At 30.1% G+C, this 18084-nt stretch carries 17 protein-coding genes; 11 read left to right on the plus strand and 6 right to left on the minus strand.

Annotation, left to right across the window (positions count from 1 at the left end):
• Window positions 1-196: 196 nt before the first annotated feature.
• A complete protein-coding gene (locus CLV86_RS08480; RefSeq protein ID WP_121051604.1) occupies window positions 197-625 on the minus strand; it encodes a GldL-related protein in 429 nt (142 codons plus the stop codon).
• Window positions 625-960 (minus strand): PadR family transcriptional regulator, encoded by a 336-nt coding sequence (locus tag CLV86_RS08485; protein WP_076731449.1) that lies wholly within the window; start codon window positions 958-960, stop codon window positions 625-627. Before CLV86_RS08485 ends, CLV86_RS08480 begins: the two co-directional genes overlap by 1 nt.
• Before the next feature lie 109 nt (window positions 961-1069).
• Between CLV86_RS08485 and CLV86_RS08490 the strand changes: the two genes are divergently transcribed.
• The 8 genes from CLV86_RS08490 (at window position 1070) to CLV86_RS08525 (ending at window position 8000) form a co-directional block, all read left to right on the plus strand.
• Entirely contained in the window at window positions 1070-2284 is a 1215-nt protein-coding gene (locus CLV86_RS08490; protein ID WP_121051606.1) for an aminotransferase class V-fold PLP-dependent enzyme, read from the plus strand.
• A 54-nt stretch (window positions 2285-2338) separates the two neighbouring features.
• Window positions 2339-3142 carry an META domain-containing protein gene (locus CLV86_RS08495; RefSeq protein WP_121051608.1) on the plus strand — a complete coding sequence of 268 codons (804 nt, stop codon included), beginning with the start codon at window positions 2339-2341 and terminating at the stop codon, window positions 3140-3142.
• A 40-nt stretch (window positions 3143-3182) separates the two neighbouring features.
• A complete protein-coding gene (locus tag CLV86_RS08500; RefSeq protein WP_076731451.1) occupies window positions 3183-3608 on the plus strand; it encodes a SufE family protein in 426 nt (141 codons plus the stop codon).
• 63 nt (window positions 3609-3671) lie between these two features.
• Entirely contained in the window at window positions 3672-3998 is a 327-nt protein-coding gene (locus CLV86_RS08505; protein WP_121051610.1) for an SUF system Fe-S cluster assembly protein, read from the plus strand.
• Between the two features lie 10 nt (window positions 3999-4008).
• Entirely contained in the window at window positions 4009-5844 is a 1836-nt protein-coding gene (locus CLV86_RS08510) for an ABC transporter ATP-binding protein (protein ID WP_121051612.1), read from the plus strand.
• A gap of 17 nt (window positions 5845-5861) precedes the next feature.
• Complete coding sequence (locus tag CLV86_RS08515; RefSeq protein WP_121051614.1) at window positions 5862-6365, plus strand: DUF2480 family protein; 504 nt, start codon at window positions 5862-5864, stop codon at window positions 6363-6365.
• A gap of 111 nt (window positions 6366-6476) precedes the next feature.
• Entirely contained in the window at window positions 6477-7421 is a 945-nt protein-coding gene (locus tag CLV86_RS08520) for a DUF3078 domain-containing protein (protein ID WP_076731455.1), read from the plus strand.
• Between the two features lie 84 nt (window positions 7422-7505).
• Complete coding sequence (locus CLV86_RS08525; RefSeq protein ID WP_121051616.1) at window positions 7506-8000, plus strand: DUF6265 family protein; 495 nt, start codon at window positions 7506-7508, stop codon at window positions 7998-8000.
• 17 nt (window positions 8001-8017) lie between these two features.
• Here CLV86_RS08525 and CLV86_RS08530 read toward each other — a convergent pair whose 3' ends face one another.
• From CLV86_RS08530 to hflX, 3 genes are read right to left on the minus strand one after another with little or no spacing between them, the layout of a single operon-like run.
• Window positions 8018-10279 (minus strand): transglycosylase domain-containing protein, encoded by a 2262-nt coding sequence (locus CLV86_RS08530; protein ID WP_121051618.1) that lies wholly within the window; start codon window positions 10277-10279, stop codon window positions 8018-8020.
• Window positions 10280-10308: 29 nt separating this feature from the next.
• Window positions 10309-10437 (minus strand): hypothetical protein, encoded by a 129-nt coding sequence (locus tag CLV86_RS14415; protein WP_282956982.1) that lies wholly within the window; start codon window positions 10435-10437, stop codon window positions 10309-10311.
• Window positions 10438-10495: 58 nt separating this feature from the next.
• Window positions 10496-11725, minus strand: a complete 1230-nt coding sequence (gene hflX / locus CLV86_RS08535; protein ID WP_076731459.1) for a GTPase HflX — start codon at window positions 11723-11725, stop codon at window positions 10496-10498.
• 78 nt (window positions 11726-11803) lie between these two features.
• On the opposite strand from hflX, the gene CLV86_RS08540 reads away from it, so the two are divergent.
• Window positions 11804-12769, plus strand: a complete 966-nt coding sequence (locus CLV86_RS08540; protein ID WP_121051620.1) for an endonuclease/exonuclease/phosphatase family protein — start codon at window positions 11804-11806, stop codon at window positions 12767-12769.
• 73 nt (window positions 12770-12842) lie between these two features.
• On the opposite strand, the gene CLV86_RS08545 is transcribed toward CLV86_RS08540, so the two are convergent.
• Window positions 12843-13451 carry a superoxide dismutase gene (locus CLV86_RS08545; protein ID WP_076731461.1) on the minus strand — a complete coding sequence of 203 codons (609 nt, stop codon included), beginning with the start codon at window positions 13449-13451 and terminating at the stop codon, window positions 12843-12845.
• Window positions 13452-13655: 204 nt separating this feature from the next.
• Here CLV86_RS08545 and CLV86_RS08550 point away from each other — a divergent pair, with 204 nt between their 5' ends.
• Both CLV86_RS08550 and kbl read left to right on the plus strand, forming a co-directional pair.
• Window positions 13656-16820, plus strand: a complete 3165-nt coding sequence (locus CLV86_RS08550; protein ID WP_121051622.1) for a UvrD-helicase domain-containing protein — start codon at window positions 13656-13658, stop codon at window positions 16818-16820.
• Window positions 16821-16860: 40 nt separating this feature from the next.
• The gene (gene kbl, locus CLV86_RS08555) at window positions 16861-18057 is read left to right on the plus strand and encodes a glycine C-acetyltransferase (protein ID WP_121051624.1); all 1197 of its coding nucleotides are present in this window, start codon (window positions 16861-16863) and stop codon (window positions 18055-18057) included.
• Window positions 18058-18084: the final 27 nt, after the last annotated feature.

Below are 18084 nucleotides of genomic sequence, written 5' to 3' on the forward strand. Positions count from 1 at the left end.
ATATTTTAGTTCCTAGCGAGTTTATATTTTTGATAAAAATACATTGGTATTAAACCAAAATTTAAAAATATAAAACCAATGAAAACTATAATACCTCTATAAGGCCAAGTTAAAAATTCGAACATAGCTCCTATTCCTAAAGTAAAAAAGGTTAAAAAGCCAATAACATAAAATGATTTTTTCATACTAAAAGTTATTAAGAGAATTTGTAGCGTATTTTTTTATGTTTAGAGTAAAACAAAAGTGGTATTAATAGAAACGCAAATAGTAATATTGCAACAATTAACATTGCATTTGCATAAGGCCAATGCATTATCTTAAAAAGAAAACCAATTACCAGCAAGATAACCATTGTTAAGCCTACTATAAACTTTAAGATATTAACAACTTTAGCTTTTTTAGAAAATTTTTGAAAATTAGTTTCTAATTGTAAGTTTTGAAAACTAGAATAACCACCAAATTTTTGTATTGCTTCTTTATATAATTCATTAAAATTATTAGACTCTCTACTTTCAACATAACTACAAATATGGTCTACTAAATCTTCTTTTAAATCTTGAGAATTAATACCATAAAGTTTTAAACTGTTTTCTATAAATCTTATATGTTCCTCTTCAATTTGCATTATACAATAGGTTTTGGGTTAAATATTAAATTTAATGTTGCTATAAAATTATTAATCTCTTCAGTCACTTCCTCTACAACTTTTTTTCCTTCAGGAGTTACTTTATAATACTTTCTTACTCGTTTACCAATAAATACTTTTTCAGTTTTTAATGTCCCTTTAGCTTCTAATTTATGTAAAATTGGATACAGTGCTCCTTCAGAAATATCAATCTTATTAAGAGTTATTTTTTTTACCTCTTGTGTTATTTCATAACCATACATTTGGTTACGCTCACTTATAAGCTTTAAAATAATAGGTTGCAACGTTCCTTTTGTTAATTCTTTACTATACATATTTCAAATATACATTTTATTTAAATGCATTTGTATAAAATTTAAATATTTTTATCATTTATATTTTTCTTTACACTTGTTTTTATCAAACAAACCTTAAATTTGTATTATGTTAGATTGGAAAAAAATAAGAGCAGATTTCCCAATACTTAATCGTAAAGTAAATGGTAAACCTTTGGTGTATTTTGACAATGCTGCAACCTCGCAAACTCCAAAACAAGTAATTGATGTTATTGTGGATTATTACAGTAATTATAATGCTAATATTCACAGAGGTGTGCATTCATTAAGTCAAGAAGCTACAGATAAATATGAAGCTGCAAGACACACTATTCAGCATCATTTTAATGCAAAACATGCTTACGAGATTATATTAACTTCTGGCACAACAGAAAGTATTAATTTAGTAGCTCATGGCTTTGCTTCACTCTTAGAAAAAGACGATGAAGTTATCGTATCGGCTTTAGAGCATCATAGTAATATTGTGCCTTGGCAAATGCTATGCGAAAAAACTGGAGCCATTTTAAAAGTTATACCAATGAACCAAAATGGTGAGTTGGAAATGGATAGCTACTCTAAATTGCTTTCAAATAAAACAAAACTAGTATTTGTCAATCATATTTCTAATGCATTAGGTACTATAAATCCTATCGAAAAAATTATAGAGCAAGCGCATAATGTTGGTGCTGCAGTTTTAATAGATGGAGCACAATCTTGCCCACATGTAAAACCAGACGTGCAAGCATTAAATGTAGACTTTTACGTTGCTTCGGCACATAAAATGTGTGGTCCAACAGGTGTTGGCATGTTATACGGAAAAGAAGAGTGGCTTAATAAACTACCGCCTTATCAAGGTGGCGGAGAAATGATAGACCAAGTAAGTTTTACAAAAACAACTTATGCAGGTTTACCGCATAAATTTGAAGCAGGAACGCCAAATATTTGCGGCGGTATAGCTTTTGGAGCTGCATTAAATTATATGAATGCTATTGGGTTTAATAATATTGCTGCTTACGAAAAAGAACTTTTAGATTATGGAACTAAAAGACTTTTAGAAATTGAAGGTTTAAAAATATATGGCACTTCAATAAACAAAACATCTGTTATTAGTTTTAATCTTAAAGGTATTCATCCATACGATGTTGGTACACTATTAGACAAAATGGGAATTGCCGTAAGAACAGGACACCACTGCGCACAACCAATTATGGATTATTATAAAATTCCAGGAACTATACGCGCTTCTTTTGCTTTTTACAACACTAAAGCAGAAATAGATACCTTAATAGAAGGTGTTAAAAAAGCAAAAATGATGTTGTCATAATTACTTTGGCTTCTTTTTTGTAATATTATACTATAAATAATTAACTATTATATTATGAAAACAATTACAATGTTACTCTTTGCTATTATATTAAATGCTTGTGGAGCCAGTAATAAAGCCACTACAAATTTAGTAGATAGTGACACAAATAAAACCCAACAAACATTAAATGGCACATTTAATGTTATAAATACAAACTCAAAAAATCTTACGATTACTTTTGATGAAACAACCAATCGTGTCTCTGGTTTTTCAGGTTGCAATAATTTTTTTGGAAATTATACTTTAAATAAAAACAGTCTTGTTTTTAGCGGTTTAGGTTTAACTAGAAAAATGTGCGAAGAGCAAAATAATTTAGCTGAACAACAGATGATAACTGCTTTAAACGAAACTACTAGTTTTGAAATTAAAGACAATAAAATCATATTTAAAAAAGCAGAAAAAGAACTACTTTCTGCTATAAAAAATACAGATGCCAAAATAATGCAAGACCATAATATTAGTATAGAATATAGTACTTCAACTAGAGCTGCGTCAAAAAAAATAACTTTAGAAGATAAAACAGTAAGTGTACAAAATAGAAACGACAATACACCTAAGACAACTAATTGTTCAAACGAGAATTGGGCTAAAGTAATGGCTATGGTTTCAAATTTAAATTTAAAAACTCTTACAACTTTAGAGCCTCCAAGCAAAGCTCACCAATACGATGGTGCTCCATTAGCATATTTTTCTATCACAAAAGATGGAGAAACATATAAAACTCCAGCTTTTGATGCCGGAAAACCTAATAAAGAAATTGAACCTTTGGTTAGTATGCTAATAAATATTGCCAAGTCTACAACAGAAAAGAACTAAAGAATTTAGTAAATTTGTAGTAGAAAAATTAACTTGATAAATGCAAAGTATTAAAGAGATACAAGACGAAATTATAGACGAGTTTTCAATGTTTGAAGATTGGGAGGAACGCTATCAATATATGATAGATTTAGGTAAAGACCTACCTTTAATTGATGAACAATTTAAAACCGAAGACAATATTATTAAAGGATGCCAAAGTAAAGTTTGGGTACATGCAGAATTAAAAAATAATGCATTGGAATTTACAGCAGATAGTGATGCTATAATTACAAAAGGTATTATTGCTATCTTAATTAGAGCATTCTCTAATCAACATCCAAAAGATATAATTGAAGCTAACACAGATTTTATAGACAAAATTGGTTTAAAAGAGCATTTGTCTCCAACAAGAGCAAATGGTTTGGTTAGCATGATAAAACAAATTAAAATGTATGCCATTGCGTACCAAACTCAATTAAGTTAAGTGGTTTTTTATAAAAATAATTTTATAACAACAAAAAAACACATTAACAAAAAACAGTAAATTATGAGTGATACAACAATAGACACCACAGCATTAGGAGAAAAAATAGTTGCCGTTATAAAAACCATCTATGACCCAGAAATTCCTGTAGATATATACGAATTAGGTTTAATTTACGACGTTTTTGTAAACGAAGACTACGATGTTAAAATTTTAATGACATTAACAACACCTAATTGTCCAGTGGCAGAAACACTTCCTTTAGAGGTAGAAGAAAAAGTAAAATCAATTAAAGACGTTAATGATGCTGAAGTTGAAATTACTTTCGATCCGCCATGGAGTCAAGAATTAATGAGCGAAGAAGCAAAACTAGAACTAGGCATGTTATAAATAATTTTAAATGCCTAAACGTAAACTAACATCACTTAAAGACAATAAAAAAACAAGTTTAAAACAGTCTTTTAGTGCACTGGTTTTCATTCCTAGATTTTTCAAAGAAATTTGGAAAACTAATAAAAAACTGTTTTTACTTTCTGCTTTTTGTAGGCTTATTGGTGCTCTTTTACCAGTTATTATACTTTGGATTGGTAAAATTATTATTGATGAAATTATCTTACAATCTAAAGCAGATGTTTCAGATTTAACACTACTCTGGACCTATGTTGCCGTAGAATTTGGATTAATTATACTATCAGACTTAGTAAGCAGAGCTATTTCGCTAACAGATGGTTTACTAGGCGATTCTTATTCTATAGACTCTTCAGTAAGAATTATAAAAAAAACAAATCAAATAAACATAAGTCTTTTAGAAGACTCTGAGTTTTACGATAAATTAGAGCGCGCCAGAACACAAACAACTGGCCGCGTTGGTTTAATGTCTAACGCCTTAGGAGAAGTACAAAGCCTTATTTCTATACTCACCTTGGTTGCCGGTTTAGTTTATTTTGAACCTTACTTAATTATTCTTTTAGTATTAAGCATTATACCATCGTTTATAAACGAAATATGGTTTAGCCAGCAGCAATATTCTTTAGCACGCGGTTGGACTGCAGAGCGTAGAGAACTCGATTACTTACGTTTTATTGGCGCTAACGATAAAACAGCAAAAGAAATAAAACTCTTTGGACTAACAGATTTTGTAGTTAATAGGTTTAAAAACCTCTCTCAAGAATATTACGATTTAAACAAAAAGCTCGCAGTAAAACGATCGGCTTTAGGTTTTTTATTTAATGTTTTAGGTACTTTAAGCTATTATGGTGCTTATGTATTTATTATTTATAGAGTAATTTCTGGAGCTATTACCTTAGGCGAATTAACTTTCCTATCAGGATCATTTAACAGGCTTACCAAAAATTTACAAGACTTCTTTTCAAAATTTACAAGAATTACAGAAAGCGCTTTATATTTAAAAGACTATTTCGATTTTTTAGACATATCTATAGAACCTAACCATAAAGAAGATACTCCACTTCCAGAAACCATAAAAAAGGGATTCGAATTTAAAAACGTTAGGTTTGCCTACCCAGGATCAGATAACGAAATATTAAAAGGTATTAGTTTTACAATGAAAGCTGGCGAAAAACTAGCCTTTGTAGGACAAAATGGAGCAGGAAAAACAACCTTAACTAAACTTATATTACGTTTTTACGAACCAACCTCGGGAGAAATATTACTAGACGGTATTAATATTAACAGGTTCAACAAAGCAGACTATCAAGAATATTTTGGTGTCATTTTTCAAGATTTCTTTAAATACGAGTTTACAGTTAAAGAAAACATTGCCATTGGTGATATAGATGAAATAGATAACCAAACTAAAATTGAAAACGCAGCAGCACTTAGTTTAGCCAACGAAGTAGTACAAGATTTAAAGTTTGGTTACAACCAACAATTAGGAAAACGTTTTGCAAAAGGACAAGAACTTTCTGGAGGTCAATGGCAAAAAGTAGCATTAGCAAGAGCCTACATGAAAGATGCTAAAGTAATGATATTAGATGAGCCAACCTCTGCACTAGATGCCAAAGCAGAAAGCGAAGTGTTTGACCGTTTTATTGGCTTAACACAAGGCAAAACAAGTATTATTATTTCTCATAGATTTAGTACCGTTAGGCAAGCCGATAGAATTTTAGTGCTAGAAGAAGGACGCGTACTAGAAATTGGAACGCACGAAGAATTAATGCAAAACAAATTATTGTACGCAGAATTATTTACACTACAAGCAGAAGGATACCAATAAATATTTAAATTTGTATTATGGCAGAAGAAATTATAAATCGCGTAGCAAACAGCAAATTAGTTGTTTTTGATCTTGAGGATTTTTATCCTGAAGGTAAACGCATTGTTTTTGATATTAAAGACTGGTTGTATGAAGGTTTTGTTTTACGTGAAAAAGATTTTCGTGAAAAAGTAAAAAATTACAATTGGTCGCAACACCAAGACCAATACGTAGCACTTACCTGCTCTACCGATGCTATTGTACCAGCTTGGGCATTTATGTTAATTACACTACAACTTCAACCTTATACAAAAAAAACAGTTTTAGGCAATTTAGAAGCACTAGAAACAGAAATTTACCAAGAAATAATAGCCAATTTAGACACTAAAATTTATAAAGACAAACCTGTTATTATTAAAGGTTGCTCTAAAAAACCAGTACCAGATAGCGCATTAATTATGGTAAGTAACAAGTTAAAACCAGTTGTAAAATCCATATTATTTGGTGAAGCTTGCTCATCTGTGCCATTATTTAAACGTTAGTTGTCGTTTAAACCAATCACTTAATCTATATTTTACACTAAATAGTCGTTATAATTTTAGCAATTACTTCTAATTGCTATACTTTTGCAACATAAAATTTTAATATTCAAAATGAAAAAACTTTTATTATTATTAGCGTTATCTATTGGAACATTTTCAATTAACGCACAGACAAAAGAAGAGTTAAAAACTCAAAAAGCAGAAAAACAAGCTGAGGCAGACAAGTTTCAAGCCGAAGCGAATGCAATACAAGCACAAATAGATGCACTTCCAGGATGGAGAAAAGGTCTTTTTGGTACTGTAGGTGGTACTATTTCTAACTTTAGCAATTGGTACTCTCAAGGTACTCCAGATAATGCTTCTGGAAACATTGGTGTTTCTATTAATGGTTTTGCTAATTTAATTGAAGATAAATTTTTCTGGAGAAACTCTTTAACAACTAACTTAAATTGGGTTAAGTTAGACGATAAAAATGACCCTACAGATGATGACAATTTTAACCCAACTACAGATGTTTTTAACATTTCTTCTTTATACGGAAGAAACCTTACTAAAAACTTTGCTGTTTCTGGTTTAGCAGAATATAGAACAACATTATTAGACAACTTTAACGACCCAGGATACTTAGACGTTGGTGTTGGTGGAACTTGGACACCTTTAGAAAATTTAATTGTTGTTGTACACCCATTAAACTACAACTTTGTATTTGCAGATAATGACGCTATTTTTGATTCTTCTTTAGGCGCAAAAATTGTTGCAGATTATACAAGACAAATTGGTGCAATTAGCTTTAAGTCTAACTTATCTACTTTCCAGAGCTATAAAAGCGGAGACTTATCTAATGTAACTTGGACAAACTCATTTAGCTATACTTTATGGAAAATGATTGGTGTTGGTTTTGATTTTGGTTTAAGAAGCAACAAACAAGAAGCACTTAACTATGCATTAGGACAGTTCGATCCTTTAGCAATTCCTGCTCAAGCAGTTCCAACATTTGACAATGTAGATAACAAATTACAGTCTTACTGGCTATTAGGTTTAAGCTATAACCTATAGATTATATACTATAACATTTTTAAAAAACGCGTTTCTTAAAAGAAACGCGTTTTTTTGTATCTTTCTGTTTTTAAAACTTTTAAAATGAAAAAAGCACTTATATCATGTTTAATCCTAACTTTTTTTTCTTGTAAAAAAGAAGTAAAACAAACAGAAGTATTAAAAAAAAATTATGAAAAAATTGAACAACTACAATGGCTAGTTGGAAACTGGACTAATATTACTGAAAAAAAACAATCTTTCGAAAACTGGCAAAAAGCAAATGATAGTACTTTAAAAGCACATAGCTATACTATTGTAGAAAACGACACCGTTTTTGCAGAGCGCATTACACTACAACAAATTGATACCACAGTAGCTTTTACGGTTGTGGCTTATAATGAAAATGACAATAAGCCAGTAACTTTTATACTTAAACCTACTAATAATAATATTTCTACTTTCGAGAATTTAAAACATGATTTTCCGTCAAAAATATCATATTCAAATCCAGTAAAAGATTCAATACATGCTTGGATTGAAGGTAACATGGATAATGAACAAGTAAAAGTAGATTTTTATTACAAAAGAGCAGAATAAAAAGAATTTATAAAAATCTAATGCTTTTTATTGAACTTACGTTCGCTTTTCTTTTTACCAAATAGTCTTTTTAAGAAACCATCTCGCTTTTCATCTTCACAATTTAAAGCATCGATAACGCTAGCTGAAGGATTTTCGAAATTACTTTTTGTTATTGAATTATAATTTGAATCTAAATTTAATTTCTGATAAAATTTAGCAAAAATTGGTAGTGCTGAATTTGCACCTTGCCCTAATCCTGTGGTTTTAAAACCAATATTATAATTATCGTTACCAACCCAATTTACAGTAACCAAATTTGGTGTTACACCTACAAACCAACCATCTTTATTATTTTGAGTTGTACCTGTTTTTCCTGCAATATTATTTTTAAGATTATAAGTAGAGCGAAGTCTTGCTGCAGTTCCAGAGTTTACAGTAGCTTTCATTATTTGTAGCATTACTTGTCTAGTATCGTCGCTATAAGCTTTAGTTGTATTTTCTTCTGGTTTAAAAGACACAATTTCTACTCCGTTTTTATCTTCAATTTTAGTAATAAAATAAGGCTTAACCGGTTTACTATTGTTTACATAACTGGCATAAGCGCCAGCAAGTTCTTTTATATTAATTTCTGCTACACCCAAAGCTAAAGATGGTTCTTTAGGCAATTCTTTTGTAATACCTAATTTTTTAGCTTGCTGCAAAACATTATCTATTCCTACTTCATTTAAAACCTTAACTGCAATAGTATTCATAGATTGGCTTAAAGCTGTTTCTAAATTGTAGTTAATATGTGGATCTTCGGCTTTACTTCCAGAGTTGGTTGGTGTCCAGTTTTTATAATCTGTATAAGTAATGGCTTTTGGCGAAAAATAAGTACATGGTTTCATACCATTTTCTATAGCTGCGGTATACACAAAAGGTTTAAAGGTTGAACCTACTTGACGCTCGCTTTGCGAAACATGATCGTATTTAAAAAATCTATAATCTGCACCGCCAACATAAGTTCTTACTGCTCCTGTTTTAGGATCTAAAGCTATCATGCCTGTATTTAAAAACTTTAAGTAATGTCGTAAACTATCTATTGTAGATAATTGTGCTTTTGTAACACCATCCCAATTAAATAATTCTACTTCATGTTTTACAGAAAGTGAATCTATAATTTGATCATGATTTAGACCTGAAGCTTTATGTTTTTTATATTCTTGTAATGTTTTTAAAGCACTCTCAATTAACTTTTTATTAGTTTTCCAAGGTGCATTTTTACCGTAAGAAGCTTCGTAAGCTTTTTGCAATTTTGCTAAGTGAGATTGCATAGCTTCTTCTGCATACTCTTGCATTTGCTGGTCTAATGTGGTGTGTACTATTAAACCATCGTTATACAAATCGTAAGGTTCGCCATTTGGCTTTTTATAATTGGCTAAAATGGTGCTTAATTCCTTTTTTAATTGTGCTCTAAAATAAGGTGCTAATCCTAAATCGTGATTAAAAGATTGGTAATCTAATTTTAAAGAGTCTTGTTTTGCTTTTTCTAATTCTGTTTCTTTTAAAAAATTGTATTTGAACATTTGCTGTAGTACAACATCACGACGTTTCTGGCTATTTGCTAAATTTCGTCTAGGATTATAATAACTATTTGCTTTTAAACTTCCTATTAATGTTGCTGCTTGCGATACCGTTAAATTACTTGTAGAAACGTTAAAAAATTTACGCGATGCACTTTCTATACCATATGTATTATCTGGAAACGGTACTGTGTTAAGGTAAAGTGTTAGTATTTCTTTTTTGGTGTAAATTTTCTCTATTCGTTTTGCAACAATAGACTCTTTTATTTTATTAATTACTGTACTAAAAGCAAAGTGATTTTCTCTTCCAAATAAATTTTTTGCTAACTGTAATGTTATTGTACTGCCGCCTCCAGACGATTGGTCTTGAAATAGAATAGTTTTAAAAAACACACGTAATAAACTTACATTATCTACGCCATCATGCTCGTAAAACCTAACATCTTCTGTTGCTATTAAAGCATTTAGAAGGTGTTTAGGAAATTCTTGGTATGTTAATGGCTGCCTATCGTAAATATAATATTTACCAATAAGTGTGCTGTCTTTATCTAAAATTTGGGTGGCTTCGGCTTGTTTTAAGTTTGTTAATTCTGCAGTATTTGGTAGTTTTCCAAAGGCTCCAAAATAGATACTTAGGTAAAAAATTATGCTTAAAGTTAGTACTATTACTCCTGTTAAAAGGCTTTTTTTTACCCATTTCTTTTTTAGTAATGCTTTTATTTTTTGTTTTATCATGTATGGTTATTACGTGAAAATGTGTTGCTTTATTTAGATACGGTATTAGGGTTTGTGTTGGTTGTAATTGTGTTAAAAATAAAAGCACTTCTAATAGGAAGAAGTGCTTTTGTTTTTTGCGTTAAGGATAGTAGTGGCATCCTTTTTTTTGCTGCCATATATGGCAAAAAAAAGATATAACGGATAGCCTGACCTTTAGGTAACGCCCTTATTAATTTATTCTTCTTCTCCCATATTGTCATAATCATAATCTGGATATAGAAAATGATTGTATGGAAAACGTGTAACGTGTATATCTCTAACCTCGTCGTAAACACGTTTTTTAAAGTCTTCTAAATTTTTCTTGTTTAATGCTGAGATAAATAAGGCGTTATCTTCGCCTACTCTACTCATCCATGTTTTTTTCCATTCGGCAAGGCTGTAATGCTCTTCGGTTCTTTCTGCTATTAAATCTGTATCATCAAAAGGTTTTGCTTTATAGGCATCAATTTTATTAAATACCATAATAGTAGGTTTATTACTACTGTCTATTTCTCCTAAAACCTTATTTACAGAAGCAATATGCTCTTCAAAATTTGGATGAGAAATATCTACAACATGAAGGAGCAAATCTGCTTCACGAACCTCATCTAAAGTACTTTTAAAACTTTCTACTAATTGCGTTGGTAGTTTTCTTATAAAACCTACTGTATCACTTAATAAAAATGGTAGGTTTTGAATAACTACTTTTCTAACTGTAGTATCTAAAGTTGCAAAAAGCTTATTTTCTGCAAATACTTTACTTTTACTAATAGTATTCATCAAGGTTGATTTCCCAACATTGGTATAACCAACTAAAGCTACACGCACCATTTTACCTCTATTACCACGTTGCACAGACATTTGCTTATCTATAACCTTAATTTTATCTTTAAGTAAAGAGATACGGTCACGAACTATACGTCTATCTGTTTCAATTTCTGTTTCACCAGGTCCACGCATTCCAATTCCACCTTTTTGTCTTTCGAGGTGAGTCCACATTCCTTTTAATCGTGGTAATAAATATTCGCATTGTGCTAATTCTACTTGAGTTCTTGCATAACTTGTTTGCGCGCGTTGTGCAAAAATATCTAGAATAAGGTTGGTTCTATCTAAAACTTTACATTCTAAAATTTTACTAATATTTCGCTCTTGTGATGCAGATAATTCGTCATCAAAAATAGCGGTACCAATATTATTATCGTGAATATATTTTCTAACCTCCTCCATTTTACCAGTACCAATATAGGTTTTAGGATTTGGCATTTCCATTTTCTGGGTAAATCGTTTTTTAACATCTCCGCCTGCTGTGAATGTTAAAAATTCTAATTCATCTAAATATTCTTTAGATTTGTCTTCGTCTTGAATTTTAGTAACAACACCTATAATTACAGCGCTTTCTAGTTCTATATCTTTTTTTTCTAGCATAAATAATTTTAAAACACAAAGTTACATAAATGAAAGCAGAATAATTTTTCTATTTTTAACTCTATAAATTTTTTTAATTTGATACTAAACTTCTTTAAATCTAAAGAAAAACGCCACACTATAGCTTTTTATAACATTGAAAATCTTTTTGATGTTTATGATGATGAGCTAACTCGAGATAGTGATATGACTCCAAGTTCTGAAAAAAAATGGAGTATAAAACGCTATAAAAATAAACTTAGAAAAATAGGTTATGTAATTTCTAATATTGGAAAAGACGATGTAAAAAGGCATCCTGCAATTGTTGGATTAGCCGAAGTTGAAAATGAAGCTGTTTTACAAGACTTAGTAAACTCTAAGCATTTAGAAGATTATAATTACAAATTTGTACATTACGACTCGCCAGATGAGCGTGGTATTGATGTAGCACTATTATATGACGATACTGTATTTAACGTAGCCTATTCTAAAAGCTATAAATTAGAACTTATTGATGAATTTGGTGTAGAGGATTTAACTAGAGATATTTTACTAGTAAGTGGCTTGTTTGAAGGTTTAGAATTACATTTAATTGTAAATCACTGGCCTTCGAGAAGAACTGGAGATGTAGAAACAAAACACAAACGCTTAAAAGCCGCTAAAAAAGTAACAGAAATTATTGATGAGTTAAAACTAAAAAGTCCAAATGCTAAGGTTGTTATAATGGGAGACTTTAATGATGATCCTGAAAGTGAAAGCGTAAAAACTTTAGAAAAAAGTCATGGTCTTTTTAATCCAATGCGCACGTTACTATCTTTAGATCGCGGTACAACTAGCCATAACCATAGATGGAATTTATTCGACCAGTTTTTAATTACCCATAATTTTTTCGAACGCAAGAAAAATGCTCTTCGCTATGTTAAAGCAAATATTTTTGATGAAGATTATTTAAAAGAATATGATGGAAAATATAAAGGTTCTCCATACAGAACCTATGTTGGTAAACGCTATAAAGGTGGTTATAGCGACCACTTTCCTGTTTATTTAATTGTATCTAAAAAGTAAATAATTAAATTTAAGAATATAAAAAAAGAGCTAGTTTAAACTAGCTCTTTTTTTATTATATAATATGTTTTGCTTATTTAGCTAAAGCATAACGTCTCTCTACTTCGTTCCAGTTAATTACTTTAAAAAAAGCATCAATATAATCTGGTCTTCTGTTTTGGTAGTTTAAATAATAAGCGTGCTCCCAAACATCTAATCCTAAAATTGGTGTACCTCCACAAGTTACACCTGGCATTAGTGGGTTATCTTGGTTTGGAGTAGAGCAAACTTCTACTTTACCACCTTTATGTACACAAAGCCAAGCCCATCCAGAACCAAACTGTGTAGCCGCAGCTTTACTAAATGCATCTTTAAAAGCATCTACAGAATCAAAAGCAGCCTCAATAGCATCCTTTAATTCACCAGATAAACGTCCTTTATCTTCTGGATTCATTATTTCCCAAAATAATGAGTGGTTATAAAAACCTCCACCATTATTTCTAACTGCTTTATTATCCATATCAAGATTACTTAATATGTTCTCTATAGATTTTCCTTCTAAATCTGTACCTTCAATTGCAGCATTTAACTTAGTTGTATATCCGTTGTGGTGTTTAGTGTGATGTATTTCCATTGTACGAGCGTCGATATTTGGTTCTAAAGCGTCGTATGCGTATCCTAATTTCGGTAATTCGAAAGCCATAATTTTATTTGTTTTTTGTTAATAATCTTTTGTATGTAAATTTAACACTTTAACAAATCAATTAAAAATTTAAGGCAAATTAACTCGGCTCTTTTAATAATACTTTAACAACATAGTTTAAATTGATTTATTTTCTTCTCGAAAAAAAAGATATTTAAACAGTCTTGACAAGAAATGTTTTTATCTTGTAAACAAATTTAACTAATGTCTTCAAACTCCTCTTTTCAAGTATATAATGCTTCTGCTGGAAGCGGAAAAACCTTTACTCTAGTTAAAGAATATCTTAAAATTTTATTTTCAGCTTCTGGAAATTATCAGTTTAGAAATATTCTTTCCATAACGTTTACCAATAAAGCGGTTGGTGAAATGAAAGCACGTATTTTAGAAATGTTAAAACATTTTTCTGAAATTGAAAATTTAAAACAACCGCATCCAATGTTTACAGACATTGTTAACGATTTAAAATTGAAGCCTGAGGAACTTCAAGAAAAATCTGAAACAATATTAAACACAATTATGCATAATTATGCTGCGTTCGATATTGCAACTATAGATGGTTTTAACCACAGATTAATAAGAACTTTTGCTCACGATTTAAAATTACCTCTTAATTTTGAAGTAGAATTAGACACAGAATCCTTATTAAATGAAGCTGTAGACCGTTTAATTGCTAAAGCTGGAACAAATAAAGAATTAACTAAAATATTAATTGATTTTGCTATTGAAAAAGCAGACGACGATAAAAGTTGGGACGTTGCCTTAGACTTTAATAAAATTGCTAAATTATTAACTAAAGAAAGTGATTTAGAATTTGTAAAAACTTTAAATGACAAAAAATTAGAAGATTTTTCAATTTTGAAGAAAACATTGTTTTCTGAAATAAAAATAACTGAAAAAAAAATTATTGAGTCTGCTGATTTGGCACTTCAGCTTATAGCAGATAATGGATTGGAGCATTCAGATTTTACAAGAAATACACTACCTAATCATTTTATTAAAGTTAAAACTTTAAATTTCAATAGAATATATGATAATAAACTAGAAACCAACTTAGCCATAAATAAAGGTATTTATAATAAAAAATTAGACTTATCTAAATCATCTGTAATCGATAGAATATTACCAGAAATTGAAATACTTTTTCATATTATAAAAAAATCAGTATATCAACATAAATTTTTAAAAGCATTTTACAAAAACCTAACGCCTCTTTCTGTTTTAACCTTTATTAACAAAGAGTTATTAGACATTAAAACTGAAGAAAATAAAATGCTAATTAGCGAATTTAACGCCATTATTAGTAAAGAAATAAAAGGACAGCCCACACCTTTTATTTATGAGCGTATGGGTGAGAAATTTAAACATTATTTTATAGACGAATTTCAGGACACCTCGCAAATGCAATGGGAAAATTTAACACCGTTGATAGATAATACTTTATCTGGCGAAAATATTAAAGCAGAAAAAGGCACTGCTATGATTGTTGGTGATGCTAAACAAGCAATCTATAGATGGCGAGGCGGAAAAGCTGAACAATTTATGGACCTATTTAACAAAAACGCTAAACCTTTTCATATTGAGCAAGACGTTAAAAACTTAGATTATAATTACAGAAGTCTAGAAACAATTGTAAATTTTAATAATAGTTTATTTAAACATATTTCTTCGCAAGCAACACTTAGTAAAGAAGATTATGCTAATTTGTATGCACAATCATACCAAAAACCATCTAAAAAAGAACAAGGTTATGTAAATTTAAGTTTTATAGACTTTAAAGATGAAGATGATGATAAGGACACTGTTTACACACAACATGTTCTCGACACTGTAAACTCTTGTCTAGAAAAAGGATATACCTTAAAGGACATTTGTATTCTTGTTAGAAAGAAAAAACATGGTATTGCTATTGCAGAATTTTTAAGTAGCGAAAATTTAAAAATTACATCTAGCGACACTATGTTAATTAATATTTCGCCAGAAGTACAGCTTATTAACAATGTCCTCACGGTTTTAATAAACCCAAACGATACAGAATGCAAAGTAAATATTTTAGATTTTTTAGCTGAAAAATTTAATGTAGAAGACAAACATGAGTTTTTTAAAAATCATTTATTTTTAGAATTAGACCTCTTTTTTAAAAGTTTTGAAGCGTTTAATATCTTTATAAACCCGAAAGAGTTAATACAACAAGGCTTATTCGATTTAGCAGAAACAGTGGTTAGGCACTTCAATTTAGTAGAAACTTCTAACGCTCATGTTCAATTTTATTTAGATACCGTTTTAGAATACTCACAAAAAAACATATCAGATTTAAGTTCCTTTTTAGAATATTTCAATTTAAAAAAAGACAAACTAAGTATCGTATCTCCTCAAGAACAAGATGCCATACAAATAATGACCATTCACAAATCTAAAGGTTTGGAATTTCCAGTTGTTATATTTCCTTATGCAGATATTAATATTTATGAAGATATTGAACCTAAAGAATGGTTTGCATTAAATCCTGAAAATTACAACGGTTTTAAATACGCTTTATTAAATTATAGCAAAGCCTTTGAAGATTACGGTGAGGAAGGCAATGCCATTTACACTAGACATCAAGCTGAATTAGAATTAGACAGTTTAAATTTATTATATGTTGCATTAACAAGACCAGTAGAACAACTATATATAATTGGCAAAAAAGATGTTAATGCAAAAGGAGATTTAAACTTAAAATCGTATTCAGGATTATTAATAGACTATTTAATGCATATTAATAAATGGAATGAGAATGAAACCATTTATAGTTTTGGCTCACCTTTAAAACCCAAAACCATAAAAAAAGAACAAGATATAAAAACTATAGAGCAGCAAGAATTTATTTCTACAGCTAAAGAGGACCATAATATTAAAGTAATTGCCAATTCAGGTTACTTATGGGACACCAAACAAGAAGATGCATTAGAAAAAGGAAATTTAGTCCATGATATAATGGAACATATTAAAACTGAAAGCGATGTAGATTCTGCAATTAAAAATTTTGAAAACGATGGTATAATAGATAACACTCAGGCAAAACATTTAAAAATTTCCATACTTAATATTATAAATCATCCAGATTTAAAAAGTTATTTTTCTGGAAACAATACTGTTTATAACGAAAGAGACATTATTTCTAAAACAGGTAAATTATATAGGCCAGACAGACTAGTAATAAATAGTAAAAACGAAGTTATAATTATAGACTACAAAACAGGATTGCACAACCCTAAATATCAACATCAACTACAGGACTACCAAGATGTTTTAGAGGAAATGAATTTTAAAGTAACTAAAAAAATACTTCTTTACATTAATAAAAACATAACCATTAAAAGTTATAATTAATTCTTTATAACTTTGAAAAATCATCTAAAAAACTAAAAAAATGTACGGTAAAATACAACAACATTTACAACAAGAAATTCAAGACATTAAAGACAATGGTCTCTATAAAGAAGAACGTATAATAACTTCTCCACAAGGTGCCGAAATTACTTTAAACACAGGTGAAACTGTTTTAAATTTTTGTGCTAATAACTACTTAGGTTTATCTTCACATCCCGAAGTAATACAAGCTGCAAAAGACGCTATGGACACTCATGGATTTGGTATGAGCTCTGTTCGTTTTATATGTGGAACTCAAGACATACATAAAGAATTAGAGCAAAAAATAGCAGATTTTTACGGTACAGAAGACACTATTTTATATGCTGCAGCCTTCGATGCTAACGGTGGTGTTTTTGAGCCATTATTAGGTAAAGAAGACGCTATTATTTCAGACTCTTTAAATCATGCTTCCATTATAGATGGAGTTCGTTTATGTAAAGCAGCTCGTTATCGTTACCAAAATAACGATATGGCAGATTTAGAAAAACAACTTATTGCAGCTAACGAAAACGGAGCAAGACACAAAATAATAGTAACAGATGGTGTTTTCTCTATGGATGGACTAGTTGCACCATTAGATAAAATATGTGATTTAGCAGATAAGTATGATGCATTAGTTATGATTGACGAGTGTCACGCCACAGGCTTTATAGGCGAAACAGGCATTGGAACATTAGAAGATAAAGGTGTTTTAGGCAGAATCGATATAATTACAGGAACCTTAGGCAAAGCAATGGGAGGTGCAATGGGTGGATATACTACAGCTAAAAAAGAAGTTATCGATATTTTACGCCAGCGATCTAGACCATATTTATTTTCTAACTCATTAGCTCCCGCAATTGTTGGTGCATCTATTAAAGTATTCGATATGCTTAAAAATGACACTTCGTTAAGAGACAAATTAGAAAAAAACACCAATTATTTTAAAGAAAAAATGAAAGCTGCTGGATTCGATATTATAGATGGAGACTCAGCAATAGTTCCAGTAATGCTTTACGATGCTAAATTATCTCAAACAATGGCAAATATGTTATTAAATGAAGGAATTTACGTAATTGGCTTCTTTTTTCCAGTCGTTCCTAAAGAAAAAGCAAGAATTAGAGTTCAACTATCTGCAGCTCACGAAATAAGCCATTTAGATAAGGCTATAGAAGCTTTTATAAAGGTTGGAAAAACTCTTGAGGTTATTAAATAACCATTATTAATTTTAACATTTTAGTAC

The sequence above is a fragment of the Lacinutrix venerupis genome, assembly GCF_003663945.1.
GTDB classification, from domain to species: Bacteria; Bacteroidota; Bacteroidia; order Flavobacteriales; family Flavobacteriaceae; genus Lacinutrix; species Lacinutrix venerupis.